The 26,153-nt window shown below is 70.6% G+C and carries 19 protein-coding genes and 2 pseudogenes; 4 read left to right on the forward strand and 17 right to left on the reverse strand.

Annotated elements, in window-relative coordinates:
* Positions 1-162: 162 nt before the first annotated feature.
* The 4 genes from QOL88_RS30265 to QOL88_RS30280 all read right to left on the reverse strand — a co-directional run bounded on the left by QOL88_RS30265 (position 163) and on the right by QOL88_RS30280 (position 5,026).
* A complete protein-coding gene (locus QOL88_RS30265; RefSeq protein ID WP_097221449.1) occupies positions 163-927 on the reverse strand; it encodes a class I SAM-dependent methyltransferase in 765 nt (254 codons plus the stop codon).
* Positions 928-1,041: 114 nt separating this feature from the next.
* Positions 1,042-2,238, reverse strand: a complete 1,197-nt coding sequence (locus tag QOL88_RS30270; protein WP_097221450.1) for an aminotransferase class V-fold PLP-dependent enzyme — start codon at positions 2,236-2,238, stop codon at positions 1,042-1,044.
* Positions 2,239-2,243: 5 nt separating this feature from the next.
* The gene (locus QOL88_RS30275) at positions 2,244-3,563 is read right to left on the reverse strand and encodes a pyridoxal-phosphate dependent enzyme (protein ID WP_097221451.1); all 1,320 of its coding nucleotides are present in this window, start codon (positions 3,561-3,563) and stop codon (positions 2,244-2,246) included.
* Positions 3,560-5,026: a Y4yA family PLP-dependent enzyme gene (locus QOL88_RS30280; RefSeq protein WP_097221452.1), complete on the reverse strand. Its 1,467-nt coding sequence runs from the start codon at positions 5,024-5,026 to the stop codon at positions 3,560-3,562. The genes QOL88_RS30275 and QOL88_RS30280 overlap by 4 nt, the downstream gene beginning before the upstream one ends.
* Positions 5,027-5,327: 301 nt before the next feature.
* Here QOL88_RS30280 and QOL88_RS30285 point away from each other — a divergent pair, with 301 nt between their 5' ends.
* Positions 5,328-5,975, forward strand: a complete 648-nt coding sequence (locus QOL88_RS30285) for a hypothetical protein (protein ID WP_097221453.1) — start codon at positions 5,328-5,330, stop codon at positions 5,973-5,975.
* A gap of 4 nt (positions 5,976-5,979) precedes the next feature.
* On the opposite strand, the gene QOL88_RS30290 is transcribed toward QOL88_RS30285, so the two are convergent.
* The 3 genes from QOL88_RS30290 to QOL88_RS30300 form a co-directional block, all read right to left on the reverse strand.
* Positions 5,980-6,525 carry a DUF488 domain-containing protein gene (locus QOL88_RS30290; RefSeq protein WP_097221454.1) on the reverse strand — a complete coding sequence of 182 codons (546 nt, stop codon included), beginning with the start codon at positions 6,523-6,525 and terminating at the stop codon, positions 5,980-5,982.
* Between the two features lie 51 nt (positions 6,526-6,576).
* The gene (locus QOL88_RS30295; protein ID WP_097221455.1) at positions 6,577-8,106 is read right to left on the reverse strand and encodes a helix-turn-helix domain-containing protein; all 1,530 of its coding nucleotides are present in this window, start codon (positions 8,104-8,106) and stop codon (positions 6,577-6,579) included.
* Positions 8,107-8,190: 84 nt separating this feature from the next.
* The gene (locus QOL88_RS30300) at positions 8,191-8,391 is read right to left on the reverse strand and encodes a DUF4236 domain-containing protein (RefSeq protein ID WP_030838640.1); all 201 of its coding nucleotides are present in this window, start codon (positions 8,389-8,391) and stop codon (positions 8,191-8,193) included.
* 276 nt (positions 8,392-8,667) lie between these two features.
* Here QOL88_RS30300 and acnA point away from each other — a divergent pair, with 276 nt between their 5' ends.
* Positions 8,668-11,385 (forward strand): aconitate hydratase AcnA, encoded by a 2,718-nt coding sequence (acnA, locus tag QOL88_RS30305; RefSeq protein WP_097221456.1) that lies wholly within the window; start codon positions 8,668-8,670, stop codon positions 11,383-11,385.
* Positions 11,386-11,500: 115 nt separating this feature from the next.
* Here acnA and QOL88_RS30310 read toward each other — a convergent pair whose 3' ends face one another.
* The 8 genes and pseudogenes from QOL88_RS30310 to QOL88_RS30345 form a co-directional block, all read right to left on the reverse strand.
* Positions 11,501-12,856, reverse strand: coding sequence for an ABC transporter substrate-binding protein (locus QOL88_RS30310; protein ID WP_097221457.1), 1,356 nt, complete (start codon positions 12,854-12,856; stop codon positions 11,501-11,503).
* A 109-nt stretch (positions 12,857-12,965) separates the two neighbouring features.
* On the reverse strand, positions 12,966-14,264 hold the full coding sequence (locus QOL88_RS30315) for a sugar ABC transporter permease (RefSeq protein ID WP_373559315.1): 1,299 nt from the start codon (positions 14,262-14,264) through the stop codon (positions 12,966-12,968).
* Entirely contained in the window at positions 14,261-15,040 is a 780-nt protein-coding gene (locus tag QOL88_RS30320; RefSeq protein WP_283445911.1) for an ATP-binding cassette domain-containing protein, read from the reverse strand. Before QOL88_RS30320 ends, QOL88_RS30315 begins: the two co-directional genes overlap by 4 nt.
* A gap of 14 nt (positions 15,041-15,054) precedes the next feature.
* A complete protein-coding gene (locus QOL88_RS30325; RefSeq protein WP_097221460.1) occupies positions 15,055-16,137 on the reverse strand; it encodes a sugar ABC transporter substrate-binding protein in 1,083 nt (360 codons plus the stop codon).
* Positions 16,137-19,028, reverse strand: coding sequence for a SpoIIE family protein phosphatase (locus tag QOL88_RS30330; protein WP_441349297.1), 2,892 nt, complete (start codon positions 19,026-19,028; stop codon positions 16,137-16,139). Before QOL88_RS30330 ends, QOL88_RS30325 begins: the two co-directional genes overlap by 1 nt.
* Positions 19,029-19,494: 466 nt before the next feature.
* On the reverse strand, positions 19,495-21,183 hold the full coding sequence (gene murJ / locus QOL88_RS30335) for a murein biosynthesis integral membrane protein MurJ (protein WP_097221461.1): 1,689 nt from the start codon (positions 21,181-21,183) through the stop codon (positions 19,495-19,497).
* Positions 21,184-21,313: 130 nt separating this feature from the next.
* Entirely contained in the window at positions 21,314-22,372 is a 1,059-nt protein-coding gene (locus tag QOL88_RS30340; protein WP_097221462.1) for a lytic polysaccharide monooxygenase auxiliary activity family 9 protein, read from the reverse strand.
* Between the two features lie 273 nt (positions 22,373-22,645).
* A pseudogene (locus QOL88_RS30345) lies at positions 22,646-22,795 on the reverse strand (WYL domain-containing protein); the annotation flags it as partial.
* 221 nt (positions 22,796-23,016) lie between these two features.
* Between QOL88_RS30345 and QOL88_RS30350 the strand changes: the two are divergent.
* Positions 23,017-23,583 (forward strand): GNAT family N-acetyltransferase, encoded by a 567-nt coding sequence (locus tag QOL88_RS30350; RefSeq protein WP_097223243.1) that lies wholly within the window; start codon positions 23,017-23,019, stop codon positions 23,581-23,583.
* A gap of 35 nt (positions 23,584-23,618) precedes the next feature.
* Here the strand turns inward: QOL88_RS30350 and QOL88_RS30355 are convergent.
* Positions 23,619-23,789 (reverse strand): annotated as a pseudogene (locus QOL88_RS30355) (IS256 family transposase); the annotation flags it as partial.
* A gap of 1,063 nt (positions 23,790-24,852) precedes the next feature.
* Between QOL88_RS30355 and QOL88_RS30360 the strand changes: the two are divergent.
* Positions 24,853-25,422 (forward strand): DUF3885 domain-containing protein, encoded by a 570-nt coding sequence (locus QOL88_RS30360; protein WP_179879006.1) that lies wholly within the window; start codon positions 24,853-24,855, stop codon positions 25,420-25,422.
* Here QOL88_RS30360 and QOL88_RS30365 read toward each other — a convergent pair.
* Positions 25,404-25,988 (reverse strand): YrhB domain-containing protein, encoded by a 585-nt coding sequence (locus QOL88_RS30365; protein WP_097221465.1) that lies wholly within the window; start codon positions 25,986-25,988, stop codon positions 25,404-25,406. The genes QOL88_RS30360 and QOL88_RS30365 overlap by 19 nt on opposite strands.
* Positions 25,989-26,153 lie beyond the last annotated feature (165 nt).

Here is a 26,153-nt window from a genome sequence, read left to right on the forward strand (position 1 = left end):
GTGCTCCTCGCGTGGGGGGTGCCGCTCGGGGCGCTTCCGCCGGGGACGGCCGTCGACACCACCATAAGGCGACATCTGCATGCATGGTCGGAATGTCCACCCCTGCCCGCCGTCCGGCGCGGGCCGCCCGGGTGACGCGCGGGACTTCGCGGACACGGACTGTCAGCGCACCGCCACGACCACGCAGCTGTCGCCGTACTGCCACACCGGTCCGGCCGTGTCGAAGCCCGCCTGCCGGAGCAGCTCCAGATGGGCGCAGAGGGGGAGTTCGGCGGGGCGGCCGGTGCCGAGGAGGGCCTCACGCCGTCGGCGCTCCGCGAGCAGGTCGGCCAGCTCCGGGTCCTCGCCCGCGGCGGCCCACCAGGAGTCCCAGTCCTCGTGGGCGAACGCGCGCTGCCGGTCGGCCCGGCACCGCCCGACGTGGGCCGCGATCCCGGCCGGGCCCGTCTCGCCCTGGGGGAGGTGGTCGCCGTTGACGAGGACGCCCCCGGGGCGCATCAGCGTGGCGAGCTGCCGGTAGGTGCCGAGCAGGGTGTCGCGGTCGAGGTAGTGCAGGGCCGTCGTGGAGACCGCAGCGTCCAGGGGCCGGTCCAGATCCAGCGCCCAGGTCCAGCCGGGCGCGCCGATCTCGGCGTCGACGTAGCGGGCCGCGTCCGGGTGGTGGGTGCGGCCCAGTTCCAGCAGGACGGGGTCCCGGTCCACGGCCACGATCTCGGCGTCCGGCAGCCGCCGGACCAGCCGGGCCGCGAGGGAGCCGGGCCCGCAGCCCAGGTCCACGACGAGGGGCGGGGACGCGCGCCCCGCCGTGACGTGCTCGACGACGTCGGCGATCACCGTGAACCGCTCCTCGCGGTCGACGGCGTACCGCTGTTGCTGGCGCTCCCAGCGCTCCACCCATCGCTCCGCCGTCGCCAGACTCAGCCCCATCCGGTCGCGCCACCTCGCCGTCTCGCACCTGACTCCTGCCAGGTCCGAGCCTACAGGTGGAAACGGTTCCCATTACGCCTAGCGCGCCCATCGCTCGGCACCTGGCGGGTGATGTCACTGGAGTGAGGCGAGAACGGACAGCAGCCGGTCGACCTCCTCACCCGTGTTGTACACATGCAGACTCACCCGCACCGAACCGGTCTTCTCGCCCGCGTCGCCCTGGCAGTGATGGTCGGAGCGAACCATGAAGCCGTGGCTGAACAGGATGAATCCCAGGTCGCCCGAGTCGATGGCACGGTGCCGCAGGGTCACGATGCCCTGCCGCCGCTGCACGTCGGAGTCGGCGGCCAGACTGAGCGGGCAGCCGAGGACCTCGTAGGCGTCCAGCCGGCGCAGCCCCTCGGTGAGCCGGGTCGCGAGGTCGGCCGTCCAGCGCTCGATCCGGCCGAGGCCGGCCGCGTCCAGCCAGTCCAGGGCCGCTTCGAGCGAGGCGATGCCCACGGTGTTCGGGGTGCCGCTCCAGCCGCCGGGCACGAAGACGGGACCGCGTGCCTGCCGCGCCCACACCGCCCCGGAGCCGGGCAGGGCCAGCGCCTTGTGCCCGGAGAACACGACGAAGTCCACATCCAACTCGGCCACGGACACCGGCAGATGACCCACGCTCTGCGCGGCGTCCAGGCAGATGACCGCGTCGGGGCCGACGGCCTGGCGGATGCGCCGCACGTTCATGTCGCCGCCGTACACGTGGTGCACATGGGTGGTGGCGACGAACCGCGTGCGCGGGCCCGCCCGTTCGGCCAGAGCCCGGTGATCGTAGTCCCCGGAGCCGCTCTGGTACGGCATCGGCACCACCCGGACGCGCACGCCCTCGCGCGCGAGCGACTCCCGGGCCTCCAGCCAGGGCACGATGTTGGCCTGGTGGTCGGCGTCCGGCACGACGATCTCGTCGCCGTCGCGCAGGAACCCCGGCAGCCAGTCGCGGGCGATGGTCCGCAGCCCCTCGGTGGTGCCGCTCGTGAAGTGGACGGCGGAGCGCTCCGGCCGGGAGTCCCCGAGGAACCGGGCGACGCGCTCGCGGGTGCGCTCCACCAGCTCCGTCGTCCGGTTGGCCCAGGTGTAGGTGCCGCGCGCGGCGTTGGCGTTGGACGTGGTCAGATACGTCCGCACCGTCTCCTGCACGGCCCGCGGCTTCTGCGCCGTGGCCGCGCTGTCCAGGTAGGCCAGCTCGGGGTGCCCGGTGATGATGGGGAACTCTTCGCGCAGCGCACGCTGCCACGGCCGCAGATCCTCACGGATGATCGGTGCGCTCATGCCGGTCAGTCCCGCACCAGGGGGGCGCCCGCGTCCCGCCAGGCGATGATGCCGCCGGCCAGGCTGCGCACGTCCGGGTGGCCCATCCGGGTCAGCAGCGCCGCGTACCGCGCGGACTGCTCACCGACCGGGCAGGCCAGCAGCACCGGTTGACGCCTGCTGAACGGCAGCCCGCCCCGTAGGAGTTCGGCGAACAGCTCGTCGACGATGTTGACCGACCCGTCGATGTGCAGCGCCGCGTACGCGAACGGGCTGCGCAGGTCGACCACGAGCGGCCGGTCGGAGTCGATCCAGCGCCGGGCGTCGGCCACGCCGATCGACGGCGCCGCGCCGACCTCGGCGTCCGACAGGTCGGCCGGCGAGTTCTTCCGGGGCGGCCGGCCCAGCAGGTCGGGGCGCCGCTCCCGGACGTAGCTCAGATAGCTCTCCACGCGGTCGCAGACGATGAACACCGCCGTCCGACGCTCGGTCGACTCCTCGTCCACGCAGCGCAGATGGCGGACCGCGCCGAAGTAGGCCGCCCCGCCGGTGGGGCCGCCGAGGATGCCGCAGCGGCGATTCAGGGTGAGCATGCCCTCGATCGCCTCGTCGGCGCTCACCGACTCCATCGAGTCGTACGTCTCCGGATCGAACAGGCCGACCTCCTGCACCTCGTCGATGGTGCGGATCCCCGGGATGAAGTCGGACTTGGCCCCGACCAGCCCGAGCACCCGCACGGACGGATCCTCCTCACGCAGGGCGCGGGCGACACCCGTGGAGGAACCGGCGGTGCCCACGCAGGCGACGAACCAGTCCGGGACCCGGCCGTCCAGGTCCTTGACGATCTCCGGCCCGGTGCCGGTGAGATGGGCCTCGGTGTTGCGGGGGTTGAAGTACTGGTCGGTGTGCAGATAGGCGCTGCCGGAGGCCGACAGCGTCCGGTGGAACAGGGTCAGCGGATCGTCCGTGGCGGTCGGGTCCAGGCACTCGCTCTGCCCCGGCAACTCCTCGATCTCCGCGCCGAGCAGCAGCAGGAGGTCCTTGATCTCCGGGACCCGCATCCGGTTGGTGACGCTCTTGAAGCCCAGGCCGTGCATGCCCGCGATGACCGCGAGGGCCTTGGCCGTGTTGCCGCTGGACAACTCCACCACCTGGCTGCCGTGCGCGACCGCCTCGTCCAGCAGGGGCCGCGCCATGCTCCAGGCGGCCCGGTCCTTGACCGAGCCGAACGGGTTGAGCATCTCCAGCTTGGCGTACAGGTCGATGTTCCGCAGGCCGTGCACGGCCGGGTCGATCCGCACCAGCGGGGTGTTGCCTATCGCCTCGGTGATGCTGTCGTACCTCACTGGACTCCCCCCGAGGGTGTGATCGGCCAGAACTGGTCGTCCAGACACCAGCGCCACGCGTCGCCGTCCCGCCAGGCGGCGACCTTGCGGGCGGCGGGCTGGTGCTGGGCTCGCGTGGCGTGGAAGTCCATGGCGTAGCCCGCGGTGTTGGCGAAGGCGAGCAGGTCACCGGGTTCCGGGCGGCGCGGCAGGAACACCGTGCGCCGGGTGATGAGGTCGGTCTCCAGGCAGAGGCTGCCGAAGAGGTGCACGGCGACGGGCCCCTCACCCGGCCCGGCTCCGCTTCTGGGGACGACGACCGGATCCATCAGCACTCCGTGGTCCTCCAGGGCGATGTCGTCCGCCTTCGCGGCCAGCCGTACGAGCAGTTCCCCGCCGGGTTCCGGGCCGCGGACCTCCAGGACCCGCGCCAGGGTGAGTCCGCACTGGTCGAGCAGGGCCCGGCCGGGCTCGGTGTGCAGGTCGTACAGATGCTCCAGCAGCAGCGCGGCCAGCGGGCGTCCGCCCAGCGAAGCGGCGGGCTGGGCCAGCAGCTCGTCCAGATACGCGGCGCCGGCGACGGAGCGGTGGGCGGGGTAGAGGCCCAGCGTGCCGCGCAGGGTGCCGGACTCGTCGCGCAGCCCATAGCCGTGCCCGCCCCACGCCAGGGGCGGACGCCGGCCGAGGACGGCCGCGGTGAGCCCGCTCGTGTACGCCTCCCACTGCTCCCGCTCGGCGAGGTAGCTGACGCCGAACCCGCCACCGACGTCCACGGCCCGGGGCCGCAGACCCCGGCTCCGGCACAACTCCAGGGCGGCCAGGCACCCTTCGAGGGCCGTCGCCTTCTCCGCGACACTCGTCGTGTCCAGATGGAAGGCCACCCCCGTCGGATCGATCGCGTCTCGGTGCCGCTCGACCGCCTCCAGCAGTGGCTCCAACTCCCTTACCGGCGTACCGAAACGGCTGCGCCGGCTCAGCACCTTCACGCCCGACGTCTCGAAGCCCGACAGCCGCAGCAGCACCCGCACCGGGGCGAGCCCGTGCCCCCGCACCAGGCCGGCGAGCCGGTCCAGCTCGGCGACGCCGTCGACGTTGACCGTGACACCCGTCCGCGCCGCCAGCCACAGGAACTCGGGGTTCTTCGGCCCGGTGGTCATGATCCGGTCGGCGCCGAAGCCGGCACCCAGCGCGTGCTGCAACTCGCCCAGCGACGCGACGTCCACGCCCGCGTCCGTCGCCGCGAGCCGCCGCAGCAGCGCACTGGAGCGGTTGGCCTTGTGGGCGTAGAAGACCTGCCCCGACAGGTGGTGCGCCCGGTACACCGACCGGAACCGCTCCACGTTCTCGGCGATCTGGTCCGGCACCACGACGTGCAGGGGTGAACCGAGCGCGTCGACGATCGAGTGCAGCGTGCCGTGCGCCGCCACGAGCGATCTCAGCCGTGCCTCCAGCCGCGGTTCGAGATACAAGGGCCGGCTGTCCATGCGCGCTCCCCCTCCTGAAGCCGCTGCGCCCGGCATCCGGGCAGGTCGGACACTCCCCGCGTTTCGCCGTATAGCCCCTATCCATTCTTCGGTCGCTTTACGCCCGTAAGGCCCGGACCTGTCCGGTCTTCTGTGCGAAGCGGATCACCGGCCCGGCCCGCGAACCCGGTTGCACGCCGGTGACAATCGGGACGGAGCCGTAGCGGGCGTACAGGGCAACGGTCGCGGGGGGTGGCGGGTCGTACGGGGGGCAAGGGCAAAGGCCTGCGCTTTCGACCGGGAAACCGATCGAGGAAGACCAATGGGGGAGACCATGCAGAACCGCACCCGAGCCATCCGTACCCGAGGCATCCGTACCACCGTGGCCGCGCTGGCGGTCGTCGCCGGTGTCGCCGCAGCAGCCGTCCCGGCCGCCGCCGCCACCGCACCGGCCTCCGACACGCCCCGGTTCCTGGAGCCGGCCGAGCTGCCGCCGCACCCGTCCTCGTCCTGGTACGCCGGAGCGGTCACGGCCGGCCAGCCCGACCCGCTGCCGATGTGCGTCGGCGACGCGCTGCCGTCCATCACCTCGCACCGGGAGTACTGGACGGAGTTCGACACCAACGCCCAGCAGCTCACGGTCGAGGGGCGCAGCGAGCAGTGGGCGAAGGACTTCGCGGCGCTGCTGCGCAAGGACCTGGCCGGCTGCGCGAAGAAGCTGATGCAGCAGGACCCCGACATCACCGCGACGCAGAAGTACTACGGGCGGCTCAACGTCGAGGAGGGCGCCGACGTCTACGGCATCCATACCGCCTCCGCCTGGGGTTCCTCCGACATCAATCTCTTCTCGGTCGGCCGCGACGGCGCGACCGTCACCATCGTCCGGTGGGGCCAGATGGGCACCTTCCAGCACGCCCAGGTGGCCGACTTCAAGGCCACGACCGTCACGGCGGTGAACAAGCTGTACTGACGGCTCAGCCCCGGGGCGGATCGGTCGGGGCGTCGTACACGAGGAGCCCGTCGTCGCGCAGACGGGCTCCCGGTGTCGGCCTGTGGGCGCTCAGACGGCCGTCGTGCATGAGGTGCAGGGCGGGCACACCGCGGGCGAGGACCGCGAAGTCGGCGATCAGCCGGCGGTGGCAGCGCCACCAGACCGCCTCGCTGCACATCACGGCGGTACGCGTGTGCGCCGCCTCCCGCAACGCCCGGTCCATGGCGGCGACGAACTCGGGGGAGCGGGTGTGGGCGGCGTAGCCGCGGAAGGAAGCGTTGCGCCAGACGACGTCCGGGCTGTCCTCGGGCAGGGGCCGGAAGCCGCCGAGGCGGGGTTCCCACCGGTAGGCGAGGCCGGCCTCCGGCATCCATGCGGCCATCCGCTCCCGCAGCAGGTCGGGGTCACGACGGCTGCCGGGAGCGGTCCGCACGTCCACGACGGCCGTGACTCCGGCCGCCCGCAACAGCTCGGTGATCCGCTCCCGTCCGGCGGTGCTGTGCCCGAAGGTCACCAGAGAGGCGTCCACGGTGTCGGACTATCCCTTTTCAGGGGGCGCACACCTCACGCCCCCGCTGGCTCAGATGTCCCGGAACGTCTCGATCTGCGCCCCCACCGAGTTCAGCCGCTCCGCCAGCTCCTCGTAACCCCGGTTGATGACGTACACGTTGCGCAGCACCGACGTGCCCTCGGCCGCCATCATCGCCAGCAGGACGACCACCGCGGGGCGCAGCGCCGGCGGGCACATCATCTCGGCGGCGCGCCAGCGGGTCGGGCCCTCGACCAGGACGCGGTGGGGGTCGAGGAGCTGGAGCCGGCCGCCGAGGCGGTTCAGGTCGGTCAGGTAGATGGCGCGGTTGTCGTAGACCCAGTCGTGGATGAGGGTCTTGCCCTGGGCGACCGCGGCGATGGCCGCGAAGAACGGGACGTTGTCGATGTTCAGGCCGGGGAACGGCATGGGGTGGATCTTGTCGATCGGCGCCTCCAGCTTGGAGGGCCGGACGGTGAGGTCCACCAGCCGGGTGCGGCCGTTGTCGGCGAAGTACTCGGGCGTGCGGTCGTGGTCGAGGCCCATCTCCTCCAGGACCGCCAGCTCGATCTCCAGGAACTCGATCGGCACCCGGCGCACCGTCAGCTCCGACTCGGTGACCACGGCCGCCGCGACCAGGCTCATCGCCTCGACCGGGTCCTCGGAGGGGGAGTAGTCCACGTCGACGTCGATGGTGGGCACGCCGTGCACGGTGAGGGTGGTGGTGCCGATGCCGTCGACCTTGACGCCGAGCGCCTCGAGGAAGAAGCAGAGGTCCTGGACCATGTAGTTGGACGAGGCGTTGCGGATGACGGTGATGCCGTCGTGCCGGGCGGCCGCGAGCAGCGCGTTCTCGGTCACCGTGTCGCCGCGCTCGGTCAGGACGATCGGGCGGTCGGGGCTCACCGCGCGGTCCACCCGGGCGTGGTACTGGCCCTCGGTGGCAGCGATGTCCAGGCCGAACCGGCGCAGCGCGATCATGTGCGGCTCGATGGTGCGCGTACCGAGGTCGCAGCCGCCGGCGTACGGCAGCTTGAACGCGTCCATGCGGTGCAGCAGCGGGCCGAGGAACATGATGATGGAGCGGGTGCGGCGGGCCGCGTCCGCGTCGATCGCCTCCAGGTCGAGCTCGGCCGACGGCACGATCTCCAGGTCGACACCGTCGTTGATCCACCGGGTGCGCACACCGATGGAGCCCAGCACCTCGAGGAGGCGGTACACCTCCTCGATGCGGGCGACGCGGCGCAGCACCGTGCGCCCCTCGTTGAGCAGTGAGGCGCACAGCAGTGCCACGCACGCGTTCTTGCTCGTCTTCACGTCGATGGCGCCGGACAGCCGGCGCCCGCCGACCACGCGCAGATGCATCGGACCGGCGTAGCCGAGGGACACGATCTCGCTGTCGAGGGCCTCCCCGATGCGAGCGATCATCTCAAGGCTGATGTTCTGGTTGCCGCGCTCGATCCGGTTGACCGCGCTCTGGCTGGTGCCGAGCGCCTCCGCCAGCTGCGACTGAGTCCAGCCCCGGTGCTGCCGGGCGTCACGGATGAGCTTGCCGATGCGTACGAGGTAGTCGTCTGCCATGGGACTGAGGTTATCTCAGATATGAGATGCCGCCCGGCCGGGGAGTCCGAACGGGTGACGGGACGTCAAGCCCGCCCGGCGGGCTCAGTGTCGACGCGCCTTCGTGGTGCGCCGCCATCCGAAAGGTCCGGGCAGATCCATCGATGTCGTACGACGTCCTGTGCTGCTGCGGGTGTGGCGCGGGCCGTTCTTTCCGCCGCCGGTGGTGATGGACCAGGAGCGCTTGTTGATGTTCAGGCGCACCCCCGGAAGGATCCGGAAACTCTTGCGGAACGTGAGCGGCATGCCCTGTCTCCCCTCCGTCTTGCGTGGATGTCGTACGTGGGTACCCGGTTCGGATACCCGGGAAAAGGGCGCGCATGACCGCTCGGCGGGCGCCGGGGCATGACCATCCGGCGCTCGTGTACTAGAGTTATCTCGACATCGAGATATCTGCCGAGAGAGCACCCCAGCCGCCACCCTGGTAAGGGTTACCTAACTTAGCCTTACCTTAGCGGATCGGCCAAGATGCCGTGGCGGCAGGATCGTGGTGGTACGCGCACATCAATGAAGGAGACTGTCGTGTCGGCGAACAGCTTCGACGCCCGCAGCACGCTGCAGGTGGGCGACGAGTCGTACGAGATCTTCCGGCTGGACAAGGTGGAGGGCTCGGCTCGCCTGCCCTACAGCCTCAAGGTCCTGCTGGAGAACCTGCTCCGCACGGAGGACGGCGCGAACATCACCGCCGACCACATCCGTGCCCTCGGTGGATGGGACTCGCAGGCCCAGCCCAGCCAGGAGATCCAGTTCACGCCGGCCCGCGTGATCATGCAGGACTTCACCGGCGTTCCCTGTGTCGTGGACCTCGCGACCATGCGTGAGGCCGTCAAGGAGCTGGGCGGCGACCCGGCGAAGATCAACCCGCTGGCGCCGGCCGAGCTGGTCATCGACCACTCCGTCATCGCCGACAAGTTCGGCACGAACGACGCCTTCAAGCAGAACGTCGACCTGGAGTACGGCCGCAACAAGGAGCGCTACCAGTTCCTGCGCTGGGGCCAGACCGCCTTCGACGAGTTCAAGGTCGTCCCGCCCGGCACCGGCATCGTCCACCAGGTGAACATCGAGCACCTGGCCCGTGTCGTGATGGTCCGCGAGGGCAAGGCCTACCCGGACACCCTGGTCGGCACCGACTCGCACACCACCATGGTCAACGGCCTCGGTGTGCTCGGCTGGGGCGTCGGCGGCATCGAGGCCGAGGCCGCCATGCTCGGCCAGCCGGTCTCCATGCTCATCCCGCGCGTCGTCGGCTTCAAGCTGACCGGTGAGCTCCAGGCCGGCACCACCGCCACCGACCTCGTCCTCACGATCACCGAGATGCTGCGCAAGCACGGCGTCGTCGGCAAGTTCGTCGAGTTCTACGGCGAGGGCGTCGCCGCCACCTCGCTGGCCAACCGCGCCACCATCGGCAACATGTCGCCGGAGTTCGGCTCCACTGCCGCGATCTTCCCGATCGACGACGAGACCATCAACTACATGCGGCTCACCGGCCGCAGCGAGCAGCAGCTCGCGCTGGTCGAGACGTACGCCAAGGAGCAGGGCCTCTGGCTCGACCCGAAGGCCGAGCCGGACTTCTCCGAGAAGCTGGAGCTCGACCTCTCCACGGTCGTCCCCTCCATCGCCGGCCCGAAGCGCCCGCAGGACCGCATCGTCCTCGCGAACGCCGCCGAGCAGTTCAAGACGGACGTCCGCAACTACGTCGACACCGTGGACGAGGCCGGCCAGGAGTCCTTCCCGGCCTCCGACGCCCCGGCCGTCGCCCCGAACGGCGCCCCGTCCAACCCGGTCACCGTGACGGCCCCCGACGGCACGTCGTACGAGATCGACCACGGTGCGGTCACGGTCGCGGCCATCACCTCCTGCACCAACACCTCCAACCCGTACGTCATGGTCGCCGCCGCGCTGGTGGCCAAGAAGGCGGTGGAGAAGGGCCTGACCCGCAAGCCGTGGGTCAAGACCACCCTCGCCCCGGGCTCCAAGGTCGTCACCGACTACTTCGAGAAGGCGGGCCTGACCCCGTACCTCGACAAGGTCGGCTTCAACCTCGTCGGCTACGGCTGCACCACCTGCATCGGCAACTCCGGCCCGCTGCCGGAGGAGGTCTCCAAGGCCGTCAACGACCACGACCTCGCGGTCACCTCGGTCCTCTCCGGCAACCGGAACTTCGAGGGCCGCATCAACCCCGACGTCAAGATGAACTACCTGGCGTCCCCGCCGCTGGTCGTGGCCTACGCCCTCGCCGGCTCCATGAAGGTCGACATCACCAAGGACGCCCTGGGCGCCGACCAGGACGGCAACCCGGTCTTCCTGAAGGACATCTGGCCCACCGAGGCCGAGGTCAACGAGGTCGTCGCCAACGCCATCGGCGAGGACATGTTCTCCAAGTCCTACAGCGACGTCTTCGCGGGCGACGCCCAGTGGCAGGCGCTGCCGATCCCGACCGGCAACACCTTCGAGTGGGACGCCGAGTCCACCTACGTGCGCAAGCCCCCGTACTTCGAGGGCATGACGATGGAGACCACCCCGGTCTCCGACATCTCCGGCGCCCGTGTGCTCGCCAAGCTCGGCGACTCGGTCACCACCGACCACATCTCCCCGGCCGGTGCCATCAAGGCCGACACCCCGGCCGGCAAGTACCTCACCGAGCACGGTGTGGAGCGTCGTGACTTCAACTCCTACGGCTCCCGCCGAGGCAACCACGAGGTCATGATCCGCGGTACGTTCGCCAACATCCGCCTGCGCAACCAGATCGCGCCGGGCACCGAGGGCGGCTACACCCGCGACTTCACCCAGGCGGACGCGCCGGTGTCGTTCATCTACGACGCCTCGCAGAACTACCAGGCCGCCGGCATCCCGCTGGTCGTCCTGGCCGGCAAGGAGTACGGCTCCGGCTCGTCCCGCGACTGGGCCGCCAAGGGCACCGCGCTCCTCGGCGTCAAGGCCGTCATCGCCGAGTCGTACGAGCGCATCCACCGCTCGAACCTCATCGGCATGGGCGTCCTGCCGCTGCAGTTCCCGGAGGGCCAGTCGGCCGCGTCCCTCGGCCTCACCGGTGAGGAGACCTTCGACTTCACCGGCGTCGAGGAGCTCAACAACGGCACCACCCCCCGCACGGTGAAGGTCACCACCGACACCGGCGTCGAGTTCGACGCGGTCGTCCGCATCGACACCCCCGGCGAGGCGGACTACTACCGCAACGGCGGCATCATGCAGTACGTGCTGCGCAGCCTGATCCGCAAGTAACCTGATCCGCAAGTAAGCGGACCGCGACGGCAGTTCGAGGGCCGCGTTCCCGGGTGACCGGGGGCGCGGCCCGCGCCGTTCACGCGGCCCGCCCCCTCTCGGCGGCGTGGGCGGGTCACCCGTCGCGATACTTCGCCGCCGCGGCCCGGGCCAGGTCCTGGGACTTGTCCAGGGCCGCGTCCACCGACTGCTGCCCGGCGATGGCCGCGGCGATCTGCTCGGAGACCGCCGTCCCCAGCACGGCGAACTCGGGGATGCCCAGGAAGCCGATGCCGTCGTAGGGGCGGGGGCCGACGCCCGGGTTCTTCGGGTCTGCGGAGTCCGTCGCCGCCCTGAACTCCTGCCGGTACCAGGCCCCGGCAGCCTGCTGGTACTCGGGCTTCTCGTAGAGCGACATGCGGTTCCCGGCGGGCGCCGAGGTCCAGCCCACCTCCTGGCCGACCAGCTCCTGGAACTCCTTGGAGGAGGCCCAGGAGATGAACTCCCAGGCGGCGTCCTTGTTCTCGGAGGCCTGCTGGACGCCCCAGGCCCAGGTCCACAGCCAGCCGGCCTTGGCGGTCCTGTCGTGCGGGGCGGGGACGTAGCCCACCTTGCCCTTGACCGAGGAGCTGTCGGCCTCGATCGACGAGGCCAGCGACGTGGCGTCGTACATCATGGCGCACTTGCCCTCGACGAAGCGGTCCAGGATCTCCAGCACGCCCATCCGCTCGGCGCCGGGCTGGCCGTGGGTGCGGAGCAGGTCGACGTAGAACCCGACGGCCTTCTTGAACTCCGGTGAGGTCAGACGGGCGTTCCAGTCCATGTCGTACCAGGCGCCGCCGAAGGTGTTGACGACCGTGTTGATCGGGGCGAGGTTCTGGCCCCAGCCGGGCAGGCCGCGCAGGCAGATGCCGCTCGCGCCCTCGGAGCCGTCGACCCGGGCCGCGAGGTCGGCGACCTGCTCCCAGGTCGGGTCCGGCGGCATGGTCAGCCCGTCTTTGCGGAAGAGGTCCTTGCGGTACATCAGGAAGGAACCCTCGCCGTAGAAGGGTTCGGCGTAGAGCTTGCCGTCCTCCCCGGTCAGCGAGGACACCAGGTTCGGGAAGACGTCGTCCTGGTCGAAGTCCGCGTCGGCCTTCACATAGGAGTCCAGCGGGGCGAGCCAGCCGTTGTCCGCGTAGATCGGCACCTCGTACGCGCTGACGCTCGCCACGTCGTAGGTGCCGGCCTGGGTGGCGAACTCGCGGTTCATCTTCTCCCGCGCCTCGTTCTCCGGCAGCAGCGTGTAGTCGACGGTGATGCCGGTCTCCGCCGTGAAGTGCTTCTTGGTGAGCCTCTCGAGGGTCTGGATCTGCGGCACGTCCGTCGCGAGCACACGGAGGCCGGTCCGCTCCTCGCCGCCGGGCAGATCGGCTTCACCGCACCCCGCGAGGACCAGACCGGCGGCGGCCGTGAGAGCCACGGCCGCCTGGGTGAGGCGGCTGCGTTTCATGACATCTCGGCCCGTACCCACCTTTGCCATGTGTTAGGCATTTCGTAAGAAGAGTATTAAATGAGTGAATTTCCGGCGTGCCTGCGCTCAGGGTCGGCCGCGTCCGCGGTCAAGGTCGGCCGCGTCTGGCCTGAGCGCGCCGCGACAGCGCGTCGGCCGCCACGGCGGCCAGCAGCACCCCACCGGTGATCATGAACTGCACGGCGTCCTGGACCCCCAGCAGGCCCATGCCCGAGGCGATCGACTGGATGACCACCACACCGAGCAGCACCGACCAGGGCGAGCCCCGCCCGCCGAACAGGCTCGTCCCGCCGATGACGGCCGCCGCGATCGCGTTGATCAGCAGCATCCCCGAACCGGCGGCCCGTGCCGTCGTGGGGCTCGCCGAGGTCAGCCCCGACGCCACGAACAGCCCGCCGAACGCGGCCAGCGTCCCCGACACCATGAACATCGCGACCCGCACCCGCTCCACCCCGATGCCGGCCCGCCGCGCCGCCTCGACCCCGCCGCCGAGCGCGTACACCCGCCGCCCGTAGCGGGTGCGGCGCAGCACGTAGTCCGAGACGACCAGGACCACCAGGAAGATCAGCAGCGCGAGCGGCAGTCCCTGGAACCGGTTGAGGGTGTGGGCCCCGGCGAAGGCGACCACCGCGAGGAGCCCGGTGCGCAACCAGATCTCACCCCCGGGCCGGTAGGGCATCCCGGTCGCCCGCTGGCGGCTCAGCCGGCGGCGGGCGGCCAGGAAGTACCCGCCCGTGCCGAGCGCCGCGACCGCGTACGCCGCCAGGTCGTTGCCGAAGTGCCGGCTGGTCAGTGAGGCGACCAGGCCCTCCTCGTCGATGTTGATCGTGCCGCTCGCCCCCAGCAGGTACAGCGTCAGACCGTTCCAGATCAGCAGCCCGGCCAGCGTCACCACGAACGCGGGCACGCCGAGCCAGGCGTGGAAGAACCCTTGGAAGGCGCCCACCGCCGTGCCCGCGGCCACCGCCACGATCACCGCCAGCCACTCCGGCACCCCTTGGTTCACGTTCAGCACGGCGAACGCCGCCCCCGCCAGGCCGCTGACCGAGCCGACCGACAGATCGATCTCCCGGATCAGCAGCACGAACACGATGCCGACGGCGACCAGCCCGGTCCCGACGATGTCCACGCTGAGGTTGGACAGGTTGCGCGGCGAGAGGAACTTGTCGTCCAGCCCCTGGAAGACGATCCAGATCACGATCAGACCGGCGATGACCAGCAGCGGCCCCCGCTCGCCGTCACGCACACCACCGCGGAGGTCCCGGACGTACTCCCGCACGCTGTCCTGCCAGCCGCGGGCGGCGCGTGGCTCGCGCCCGGTGGTGACCGGCCCGGCGCTGCCCGGCCCGGCCGGCCCGCCGGCCCCGTGCGGCCCGCCGCGGCTCACGGCCACGCCTCCTCGTCGCCCTTCGAACGGTGGGCCACGGCGTTGTCCGCCGCCCCGGTGACCGAGGAGATGATCTGCTCCTGGGTCACGGTGCTCACGTCGAACAGACCGTTGTTGCGGCCCAGCCGCAGCACGGCGACCCGGTCAGCGACGGCCTTGATGTCGCCCATGTTGTGACTGATGAGGATGATCGCCATCCCGCGGTCGCGCACCCCCTCGATCAGGTCGAGCAGATGGCTGGTCTGCTCCACGCCCAGCGCGGCGGTCGGCTCGTCGAGCAGCAGCACCTTGGGCGCGCCCATCAGCGAGCGGGAGATCGCCACGGCCTGCCGCTGCCCGGCCGACAGCGCGGCGACCGGCATCCGCACGTCGGGGATGCGGATCGACAGGGCGCGCATCAGATCGCGGGCCCGGCGCTCCATCTCGACCTCGTCGAGTACGCCCACCCGATCGATCTCGCGGCCGAGGAAGAGATTGCCGACGACGTCCAGGTTGTCGCACATGGCGAGGTCCTGGTAGACGGTCGCGATGCCCAGGGCGTGGGCGTCGTGCGGGCGCTTGACCTGCACCGGGCGCCCCTCCCACTCGATGATGCCCCGGTCGGCGGGACTGACCCCGGAGATCACCTTGACCAGCGTGGACTTGCCGGCTCCGTTGTCGCCCGCCAGGGCCACGACCTCACCGGCCCGGACCTGGAGGTCGACGTCCACGAGCGCCTGGACACCGCCGAAGCGCTTGGTGATGCCGCGCAACGCCAGTACGGGGGGATGGGCCACGGGAACCACCTCGCTCACCGGGTGAGCCCGGCCCGGTCGCAGGCCGGACGGAGCTTCGGAGTGCAGATCTGGTCGATCGTGTAGACGCCGTCCCGCACGAGCGTCCGGCCGATCGTCTCGCGCGTCACGGCGGTCGGGGTGAGCAGGATCGCCGGGACGTCCTCGGTCGTGGGGCTGTCCACCTTCGTCGTGACCAGGGCGTCGATGTCGTTGCCGCGCGCCAGGGCGACGGCCATCGCGGCGGCCGCCTCGGTCTCCAGCCGGAACGGCTTGTAGACGGTCATGTACTGCTCGCCGTTGACGACGCGCCGCACGGCGTCGAGGTCGGCGTCCTGCCCGGTGACCGGGGGCAGCGGCGAGACACCGGCGCTCTTGAGGGCCGAGACGACACCGGCCGCGATCGAGTCGTTGGCCGCGAGCACCCCGTCGATCCGGCTCGGGCCGAGGGCGCTGATCGCGGCGGACATGTGGTCGTGCGCGTTCTCCGTGCGCCACCCCAGGGTGCTGTACGACTTCAGGATCCGCACCTCGTCCTGGAGGACGGACCGGGCTCCGCCCTCGTACCAGGCGGCGTTGGGGCTGGAGGGGTCGCCGTTCATCATGACGACGCCGCCGCCGTCGGCCCGGGCACCCATGCCCTTCAGGAGCGCACGGCCCTGGAGCCTGCCGACCTGGGCGCCGTCGAAGCTGACGAAGCCCGAGATCGGCCCCTCGGCGAGCCGGTCGTAGGCGACCACCGGAATGCCCTCGCGCTGTGCCGCGCGGACCGACGAGCGCAGGGCCTTCGGGTCGACGACGTCCAGCACCAGGACCGAGACCCCCCGGGTGATCATGGAGTTCATCTGCTGCCGCTGGCTCGCCGCGTCGTTCTCGGCGTTGGCGTACACGACCGTGCAGACGTGGCACAGCTCCTTCACCCGCTTCTCGATCAGCGGCTTGTCGGACTTCTCCCAGCGGGGCACGGCACGGCTCGGCAGCAGCAGCCCGATGGTCAGCTCACCCTCGCTCTCCCCTCCGCTGTCGGTACACCCGGCGAGGGAGACGGCCAAGAGGACCGCCAGCAGCCCGGCGACGCCGCGCAGACCAAGGCCACGCATCAGGTGCCTCCCTCGTGGGTCCGGTCCCGGGGCGAGGACGGGGGAGGGTCCGCGACGTTGTTGCCGATGTGCTCCATGGCCCGGTCGAGCCCCACGGCCTGCTCGCCCCTGCGGCCCGCCTCCCGCTCGCGGCTGCGGCTCGGCGCTCGCTCGGGGTCGGGGTCGCGGTCCGTGGCGTGGTCGGGGTCGAGGTCCGCTGCTGAGCCGCCGTCGGGGTCGAGGTCCGCTGCCGAGCCGCCGTCGGGGTCCGTGGCGTGGTCGTCGTCCCGGTCCGTCGCGCGGTCGTCGTCACGGTGCCGGCCCTGCTCGCGGGCCCTGCGGCGGTCCCGGTTCCGGCCCAGCCCCCAGCTCCGGTCGCGGCCCAGGCCCCAGCCGCGGCCCGGCTTCCGCTCCTCCTCCGGCTCGGCCTCCGGTTCGTCGTCCGGCTCCTCGCCGTCCTCCGTCTCCCGCTCCGAGCGGGTGACGACGATCTCGCTCCACACCTGCTTGCCGCCGCCCACCGGCACCGACCCCCAGGCCGCCGACACGGCCTCGACCAGGAAGAGCCCGCGGCCGCCCGTCGACTCCCAGTCCACGACCACCGGCTTGGCCGGCGCCCGGGGCGAGGAGTCGTTCACGGTCACCCGCAGCCGGTCCGCCGCCAGGGTCAGCTCCACCCGGACCGCGCCCTGCGTGTGCACCAGCGCGTTGGTGACCAGCTCCGACACCACCAGCAGGACGGTGTCGGCCTCGGCCGCGATGCCCCACGAACGCAGCGTGCGCGCACTGAACCTGCGGGCGTGCATCACCGCGTCCGGCAGCCGCCACACCACCCAGCCCGCCCGCACCGGCCGCACCCGCATCCCGTCGTAGCGCAGCAGCAGGATCGCCACGTCGTCCTCACGGCGCCCGTCCTCGCCGAGCAGCGCGTCGGCCATCCGCCCGGGGTCGGCGGGGTCGGCCGCGGCGAGCGCCAGACGGACGAGCCGCATGCCCTCGTCCACCTGGAGGTCCGCCGACTCGACCAGGCCGTCCGTCACCAGCGCGAGCACCGAGCCCGGGGCGAGCGCCAGTGCCGTCAGCGGGAACTCCGCGTCCGCCAGGACACCCAGGGGGAGCCCGCCCTCGACGGCGATCTCCGCGGTGCTGCCGTCGGGATGCCGTACGAGCGGGGCCAGATGCCCGGCCCGCACGAACAGCGCGTTGCCCTCCTCCATGTCGAGCTCGACGTAGCAGCAGGTGGCGAACAGGTCCGTCTCCATGCCGACGAGCAGCCGGTTGGCGTGCGCGACGACCACGTCCGGCGGATGCCCCTCGACGGCGTACGCCCTGACCGCCGTACGCATCTGGCCCATGATCGTCGCGGCGCCGGCGCTGTGCCCCTGCACATCCCCGATGACCAGGGCCACCTTGCTCTCCGACAGTGCGATCACGTCGTACCAGTCGCCGCCCACCTGGAGCCCGCGCCGGGCCGGCAGATAGCGGGCCACCGCGGTGCCCCCGGGCAGCCGGGGGAGCCGGCGCGGCAGCAGGCTGCGCTGGAGCATCGTCGCGAGTTCCTGCTCGGCGTCGTAGGCATGCGCGCGCTTCAGGGCCTGCCCGACGAGCCCCGCGGTCGCGGTCAGCAGGGCCCGCTCCTCGGGGGCGAACTCGTGCGGGGTGTCCCAGCCGACCAGGCACACCCCCGCCACCCCGCTCTTGGCCGGCAGCGGCAGCACCGCGAGACCGCCGGGGCCGATCCCCGCGAGCCCGGGTTCCAGCACGGAACCCGCCGGCCACAGGCTCATCCGCCCGTCCCGCAGCGCCGCCTGGAGCGTGGGCAGAGCGGTGACCGGCGCGTCGGGCCACTCCGAGCGCCACTCGCGCCGCCACAGCTCCGGCCAGGCACCGGCACTCGGCGGATCGAGCACGGTGACCGCCAGCCGGTCCTCCAGCAGTTCGGCGAGCGCCACCCGGTCGGCACTCAGCGGCTCGCGCAGCGCGGCGACCACCACACGGCTGACGTCCCGCACGGTCGTGGCGTCGTCGAGCGCGGCCGTCAGCCACTGGATCCGGGCGACGTCGCTGGCGCTGCGGCGCAGCACCGGCGCCGCGCTCACCACGCCCAGCACCCGCTCAGGGGCGCCGTCGGGGCTCTTCAGCACGCGGCAGTTCAGCCGCAGCCAGCACAGTTCCCCGGTCGGCCGGCGGATCCGGAACTCCATTTCACGGCGGCCCGGGGTCTGAGCGGACGGCTCGATGACCGACATCAGCGCGGGGACGTCCTCCGGGACGCTGCAGGAGAGCAGGGTGTCGGTCTTGCCGTCGAAACCGCCCTCGGGGATGCCGACGAGTTCGAGGAGCGCCGGATCCGTCTCGACCAGCCCGGTGCCGGGCGACAGGGCGAAGGACCCGACCCCCATGGCGCGCAGGGCCGAATCCAGCAGCGGTGCGGGCGCCGACCGGTCGGCCTCGCCGCGCAGCCGCTCGGCGACGGCTTCGGCGTAGCGCTCCAGGAACTCCCGCTGCTCGGCGCCGAACCCTTCGCCGGCCTCTCCCACCACGACGAGACAGCCCAGCCACCCGCCCGCGGCCCCCAGCGGCAGCGCTCCCAGCGGGACGGCCGCGGTCGCTGCTTCCTCTCGCCCGGGTAGCACCACACCCGCGAGCCACACGGCCCGCCCGCGCAGAAACGCCTCGACGACGGCCGGACAACCGCCCTGCGACCCGGTCGGGCCCGACGGCACCGAGGTGGGAGCGCCGTGCGGAGCGGCAGGTGATTCCGCCCCGGGGGAGGCGCTCGGCCCGGCGCCCGGAGCTCCCGCGGAATCCGAGACCGCCACCCGCCCCGGCAACTGATACCGCTGCTCGGACTCGGCCCCGGCCGACTCCACCAGGCAGAGCTCCGCGCCGTCGTCACTGCGCACGTACACCGCCGCCAGTGTCACCCCGGCGAATGCCAGCAGCCGCGCTCGCGCGGCCGTCTCCGGAGCGGGACGAGGCGGATCGGTGCCCCCGTTCCCCGGCGCCCGAAGACCGGGGACCGCGGCCCGGGCATCGCCGTGATGGGGCATGTCCGCATCCACCTCCCGTCCATGCCGCAGCCACCGGCAGGTGGGAGTCCCCGGAACTCAGGCGACGACGACGCGGGCACGGGACCGGCGGCGCGGGGTCGCGCCTCCCATGGCGGATCCACGCCGCTCATGAGCGGCAGGGCACCCAACAACAGCTTCGCACACCTGGATAACAGCGACATATGGGGCGCTCTGGCCGGCTCGGCCGACGTCTCCGACGGGTTCCGCTCACGCAGCCCGGCAGCCGGGACGCCGCGCGGCCGAACTGACGCGGCACGGCACGGCCCACACGACCCGCACGGAGATCGAGATCACCAGGCGACCGTCACCGCCGGCCGACGAGACCGCGCAGCTCACCGACCTTCATCAGGCGGCAAAGGGCCAGGTATCCCGCCGCCAGCACGGCCGCCCCCGCGGCAAGACTCACCGCGGTGGGCCAGATGCCCGTACCCAGCGAGGCGGTGCAGGCCCGTGCGGTGCCCCAGGCCGGCCCCGCGGCGAGAGCGGCAGCACACAGCAGCTTCGTGTACGTGCGCCGAAGCTCCCCGTCGTCGAGGCGTCCGCCCAGCCTCCCGCGCAACCGCCGCGCCGTGACGGTCAACCCGGCCAGGTACGACAGGGCGTAGGCGCCGGCCATGCCGGTCACCGCCCAGCGCGCCGGCAGCAGCAGGTGGCAGACGGTGACCAGCGCGATGTTCACGGTGGCGATCCAGGTGGCCATGAAGAACGGGGTGCGGGTGTCCTCGAAGGCGTAGAAACCTCGCAGGAGGAGGTACTGCGCCGAGAACGGGATCAGCCCGAGCCCGAACACCTGGAGCATCTGCCCCAGCGGCCGGGAGGTGGCGGCGTCGGCCGCACCGTGGGCGAACAGCAGCGTCGCTATCCAGGGGCCCAGCGCCAGGAAGAGGAAGCCGGCCGGCACGATGAGGACACCGGAGGCGCGAAGCGCCCGTGAGAGATCGGCCCGCAGCTCGGGGACCCGGCCCTCGGCGGCGGCCCTGCTCATCCGCGGCAACAGCGCCGTCACCAGGGAGACGGTCACGATCGACTGCGGCAGCATCCAGATGGTCTGGGCGTACATGTAGGCCGTGTATCCGGCACCGGCATCCGGCAGGGCCTGGTCCGCGGCGTTGGCGAAGTTCGTCACCACGGTCAGCGCGACCTGGTTGACCAGGACGAACAGCAGTGTCCACTTCGCGGCATGGACGCTCTTGCCCAGGCCGGTGCCCCGCCAGTCGAAGCGCGGCCGGAACCGGAAGCCCGTGGCACGCACGAAAGGGATCAGCGCAAGGGCCTGCACCGCGATCCCGGCCGTCGTCCCCAGCCCCAGCAGCCGCACCTGTGTCGCGGTGATGTCCTCCACCCGGTCCGGGACCGTCATCAGCCCCAGATACGCGCCGAACATGCCGACCAGCACGACGTTGTTCAGTACCGGCGTCCACATCATCGCGCCGAACTTCTCCCGGGCGTTGAGCACTTGCCCCAAGATGCCGAACAGGCCGTAGAAGAAGATCTGCGGCAGCAGGAACCGGGCGAACACCACGGTCAGTTCGAACGCCTCGTGGCTGTCCGCGGTGTCGCGCATGTACAGGCCCACGATCTGCGGCGCGGCCCATACGGCCAGTGCCGTCCCCGCGGCCAGCACGCACAGCACGAGCGTCACCAGCCGTTGCTCGTAGGCCCGTCCACCGTCGGCCTCGGTGGCCCGCGCCCGGACCAGTTGCGGCACCAGCACGGCGTTGAGAGCGCCGCCGATCACCAAGGTGTACAGACTGGTCGGCACGGTGTTCGCCGTGTTGTACGTGCTCGCCAGCAGCCCTGTGCCCAGCGCCGCCCCCTGAAGCACCTGCCGGATCAGGCCCGACGCACGGGACACCACCGTGCCCAGTGCCATCAGCAGGGCGGAACGGGCCGGCCCGCCCTTCTCTGCCGTGCCGTCGCGCGCCGGCTGCCGCCCGCTGGTCTGCTCGCTCGTGGCCGCCGACTCGGCCGCGGCCTTCGCCCCCTCCGTCATGGCGGCCAACCTATGCGCTCAAGATCTGGAAGGGGTAAGTGGCCGGTGTTTGCCGGCCGATACGGCCGTACGGCACGACGGGCCCGGTGATCAACACCTTCGGGTCACCGGGCCCGCCCCGTACGACGGTTCAGCCCACCCGGCAGGGCGGGCTGCTCGTGCTTTCAGCCCCCGAACCGGAGACGACGTAGCCGAACGTCGCGCTCTTGCCCGGGGCCAGGGAGCCGTTCCAGTTGGCGTTGTGGACCATCACCGCCTGGCCGTTGTAGGTCGCGCTGCCGCTCCACAGGCTCTCGACCTTCTGGCCCGCCGGGAGTGTCCAGTCGACCATCCAGCCGAGCATCGGGACGGTGCCGGTGTTGGTGACGGTCACCTCGGACTGGTAGCCGCCGTTCCAGGTGCCGGTCGTCCTGCGGGTGGCCGTGCAGGTGCCGGGCACCGGCTCGGACGGGTTGCCGGGCTCCTTGATGCCGGTCACCTCGCCGTTGCCGCCGTCGAAGACGACGTCGGAGCAGGAGTAGAAGGTCTCCTGGCTGTCGGAGCGCTGCCAGACCATGTAGATGATGTGGCGGCCCGACTTGGCGGCCGGGAGCTTGCCGGTCCAGGAGTAGTTGGCCTCGACCGTCCCCGGGGAGCCGTTCAGCGGCGGGTGGTCGACCGAGAGGAAGGGCTGGGCCTCCATGTCGTTCCAGGTGAGCGTCTTGGTCGGGTCGAAGCCGTCCTTGGTGATGTAGACGTAGAACCAACCCGGGTGCGCCGCCCAGGCGTTGTACGAGAAGTCGACCGTCGCCCCCGAGGTGAGATGGGTCAGCGGCCAGTCCTTGCTGGGCGTGTTGAACCCGGTGAAGTTGGTGTTGCCTCCGCTGCACAGCTCGCCGTCCGGCACGAAGCCCCGGGTGCGGCCGGCGCCGTCCGAGCGGAGCACCGAGAACCAGTTGTAGAACGGTGTGGTGCCGCTGACCTGCTGCGCGCCGCGGCACGCGGGGTTGACCGGCTTGATCTCACCGGTGTCGGTCAGCCCGTCCTGCCAGCACAGGAACGTGCGGCTGCCGGGCTTCATGGGGGTGCCGTGCGCCTCCGCCTCACCACCGGCCGTCATGACCAGGCCGAGGGCCGGGAAGGTGACGAGGAGGGAGACCAGCACGAGGAAGAGGGCTCTGGCCCGGGTGGGGAGCGCTAATCGGGGCATCGTGGATCCTCCCGGCTCTCTTGTCAGGATCATGACAGCATCATCCGTTCGCGGGGGTGTCGGGCCTGCGGATGTGTGCGCCTGGATGCGCGGGATGGGAGCGACTCGAGGGCGGGTTCCGGTCCACCGTGATGGGAGCGCTCCCACCCCGCCTGTTGCGGAAGTTAGCGCCCGGCGGCGGAGATGTAAACGGCTCGGGCGAAAGGGTGGGGGGAGGTCTACGGACCGGAGGCCTCGACGTAGGCCTCGATGGAGTCGCGCAGCTCACGCTTGCGGAGCGGCCGGCGTGTCCCGAGCAGACACAGCGCCAGATTCATCAGCCGCTCGGCCGTCGAGGTTCTCGACGGTCTCGATGACCAGCCCGAGTTCGCGCAGGTCGTCCTTGTCGCGCTCGAACATGCGGTTGAAGGAATCATCGGAGCCGGTCGCGCCGTTGCCTCAGGACGTTTCCGGAGGGGGTCGCTCCGCAGGTCCGAGCTGTTCACATGACCCTCCACGGCGCCGACCGCTCCGACCACCTTCTATGCCAGAGACCTGCTGTCGACCGCAGGGGTGCTGCCACAACGAAACGAGAGTAGTAGTCAAGAGCTGTGGATAAGGATTTTGGCTCACTGGCAGCGGACGCCGCTGCATATGATCAGCTCGTGAACTCCGCCGCCACGCTGCATGCGGGCCCGACAGCGTCCGCTCCCGCTCTCGTTCTTCGGCCCTGGTGCGCGGAGGACGTTGATGCACTGGTCGAGGCGTTCCAGGACTCCGCTTTGCGCCACTGGATGAGCACGCCCCTGGAGAACAAGGCTGACGGGGCACGGTGGTTGCGGGCCCAGCGGCGTGGGTGGGCAGCAGGAGACCGGTTCGGCTTTGCCGTCCTTGAGGAACAACCCGATCTGGTTCGCGGACAGTTGGTGGGCAACGTGGTCCTCAAGAAAGTCGAGTCCGGCAAACCCTCTGCTGAGGTGGGATATTGGACAGCATCCCATGCGCGGGGGCGGAGTGTGGCCCCGCGCGCTCTTGAGGTTCTCACCGGCTGGGCCTTCGACACCTTCGGCGCGGACGGGCTGGAACGCCTCGAACTCCTCCACCAGGAAGACAATCCGGCATCGTGCCGCGTTGCGCAGAAGAGCGGCTACGAGTTCGACAGAGTCCTGCCCGCAGCGCCACCCGCCTTCCCTCTCGATGGCCATCTGCACATACGGCGAACGGATTCCTGAGATCCACTCGCTTTCTGCGGATAGGGCGAAGCTGTTCAGGCGGCCAGGGTCTCGGGGCGTTCGACTAGGTGGCCGCGTTCGAAACGGGCGCCGACGCGGACGAGAGCGACGAGGTGGGGTGCGTTCACGGCTCGCCAGCGTGCCTGGGTGGACTCGACGAGCTTGAAGACCATGGACAGGGCGGCGGCCGCACTGCCGGTGCCGCGGTGACCCGGTGTGGTGCCATCGGCGTTGACTACGCTGAGCATGGGCGTGCCTTCCCGACCCGCGCGGCTACGCGGGCCTTCTCGATACCAGTCGATCGATCACTCGGGAAGGTACGCCTTCCGCGCATCAACCCGAGCCCGATCCACAGGTAATGAGCATTGCTCACGAAACGAGGCGGTCGAGCGCCTGCCTCGCTGGGCAGACGCCTTTCTCCGAGAGGTACCCGCTCATCACCGCCAGATAGTGAGCCCCTTTGCCCACTGGCACCTGATCCACCGCCACCGGCGTACGGCACGTGGACATGCCGGCCAGACCGTCAGGGACACTCACCGGCGCTCGCAGATCAGACGCGCGCTGGAGCTGCTGACCTGGCTCGACGAACAAGGCATCGCGCTGCCGGACCTCAAGCAGACGCACCTCGAACAATGGCTGGTCAGCGGCCCTCGAACCGCAGGGGCGTCAGAGTTTTCGTCCTTTGGACCAACGAGCGCGGTCTCACCTCAAGCCTCGAAGTGCCGACCCGGTCCCCAGAAGACCCGGCAACCTTCATCGAGGACGACGACCGCGTCGAACAGCTCAGGCGCTGCGTGAACGACACCACGCTCCCCCTCGACGTCCGTGTTATCGGCAGCCTTGTCCTGCTCATGGGCCTTCAGGTCACACGCATTCTTGAACTGACCATCAGACGACGTCGTCGTTCAGGCCTCGGCTGTCCAACTGAAATTTGACGGAGGCTTGTGGTTGTTCGCTGGGTTGAACCCGGCCCGCCCCATCCAGTCGCAGTACATCTACCTGAAGCTCAGGCGCCGCGGGCTGGGCGGCCTTGCCCGCCGCAATACTGCCCGCCTTGCGCTGGCAGCCGACGTTCCTGCCTCAATCCTTGCCGCTCTCACCGGGACCAGCATCGACAACGCAATGGACTGGACGAAATTTGTCAAACGCGACTGGACCGACTACATCAGCAGTCGCCGAGGCGGCAGCTAAGAATTCGGTGTCTCTCGTTCGTGAGCACCGGCATCATGGTCGCCGGTAGGTTCATGCGCGAGAGGACGAGTGCGACGAGTGTCTGAAGACGGGCAGGCGGATCTGACGGAGCTGTGGCAGCAGTGTTGGCCCAGTTGCCCGCCGGTTGGGTACAAGCTCCGGGGCCCGTATCGGGATGTCTGGGTACGTTTTCACAGCCTGCCGGAATCGAAGCGGTACGCGGAGGACGAGAGCGAGTACGCCGTCGTCCTGGAGCGCTACAACACCGTCCTCGATGAGCTGTTCGCTGGTGCGGACGTGTATGTGATCACACCGCTCTGGACGGCCGAAGCGGAGGTTCCACCCTCGCAGGCCGTCACCGGGTATTGGCGGAGCCTGCTGGTGGTGGACGATCCTGACCCTGAGTTCCGCACGTACTGCCACCTCTTCGCCGCCCGCCGGCCCTGGAGGCGTGGTTGCATCGACGATCTGCTCCGAGACATCGCCGACGACAAGGTGGCGGGCGTCCTCATCACCGACACCCGGATGCAGCGCATCCACCACCCCTACGACGGTGGCGCTGACGTCTTCCTCGCCGCGTCCGAGGAACGGGACCGGGTGCGCGATCGGCACGCTGGCTGGCTTTCCCGTCACCCCTCGGGTCTCTGACCGGCTCGGATCTCCGCCCCGCTCAGAATCGTCTCCACTGCGTACACCGGGTTGAAAGGCTCCACGAGCTGTTTGGTGGCGACGGCCACGAGACGCGCGGGCGCACCACTGTCCAGCAATGCACTCACATATTCGATGGCCTCCGCAGGCGAGAACATCGGCAGGTTCTGGCGCAGTGTCCGTACAGCGTGCATGCGTCCGCGCGCGGCGGCGACTTCGTACAGCGCATCGTGTAGATCGTCTACTGCGGTGCGTACCGGCAGCCCTCGTATCCGGGCTCGATAGTCGGCCTCCCACTCCCCGGTTACCGCGGAGACGACGCCGACCCGGTGCAGTCCACCGTCGACACGGTCGACCAGGTAAGGCCCGTTACCGGCCAGCATGAACTCCGGGTTCCGGGTGCGCACGAACTCCTCGGAGGTCCAGGAGACGATCCACACCAGCTCGTGCTCCTCGACGTCGGCCACAGCCATCCGCATCGCGCCCACACCCGCAGCCCGCCACTGCTGATAGTCGCGCTCCAGCTGGTCCTCGACAGCCTGAACGGCGGCCTCTCGGTCGATCACGCTTGCAGCTTCCCGCACCGCCCCCTCTCTCGACCAGCGAATTTGCACGACCCAGGGGCACGTACGAGGCGTCTGACTGACGGACGTTCTCGGCCAGGAATACGACAGCAACGGAACCAGTGCTCTGCGCCAGTTCACTGGAGAGCGGCGCCCGAGTAAGAGGGG

The sequence above is a fragment of the Streptomyces sp. Ag82_O1-12 genome (assembly GCF_900182715.1).
GTDB lineage: Bacteria > Actinomycetota > Actinomycetes > Streptomycetales > Streptomycetaceae > Streptomyces > Streptomyces massasporeus.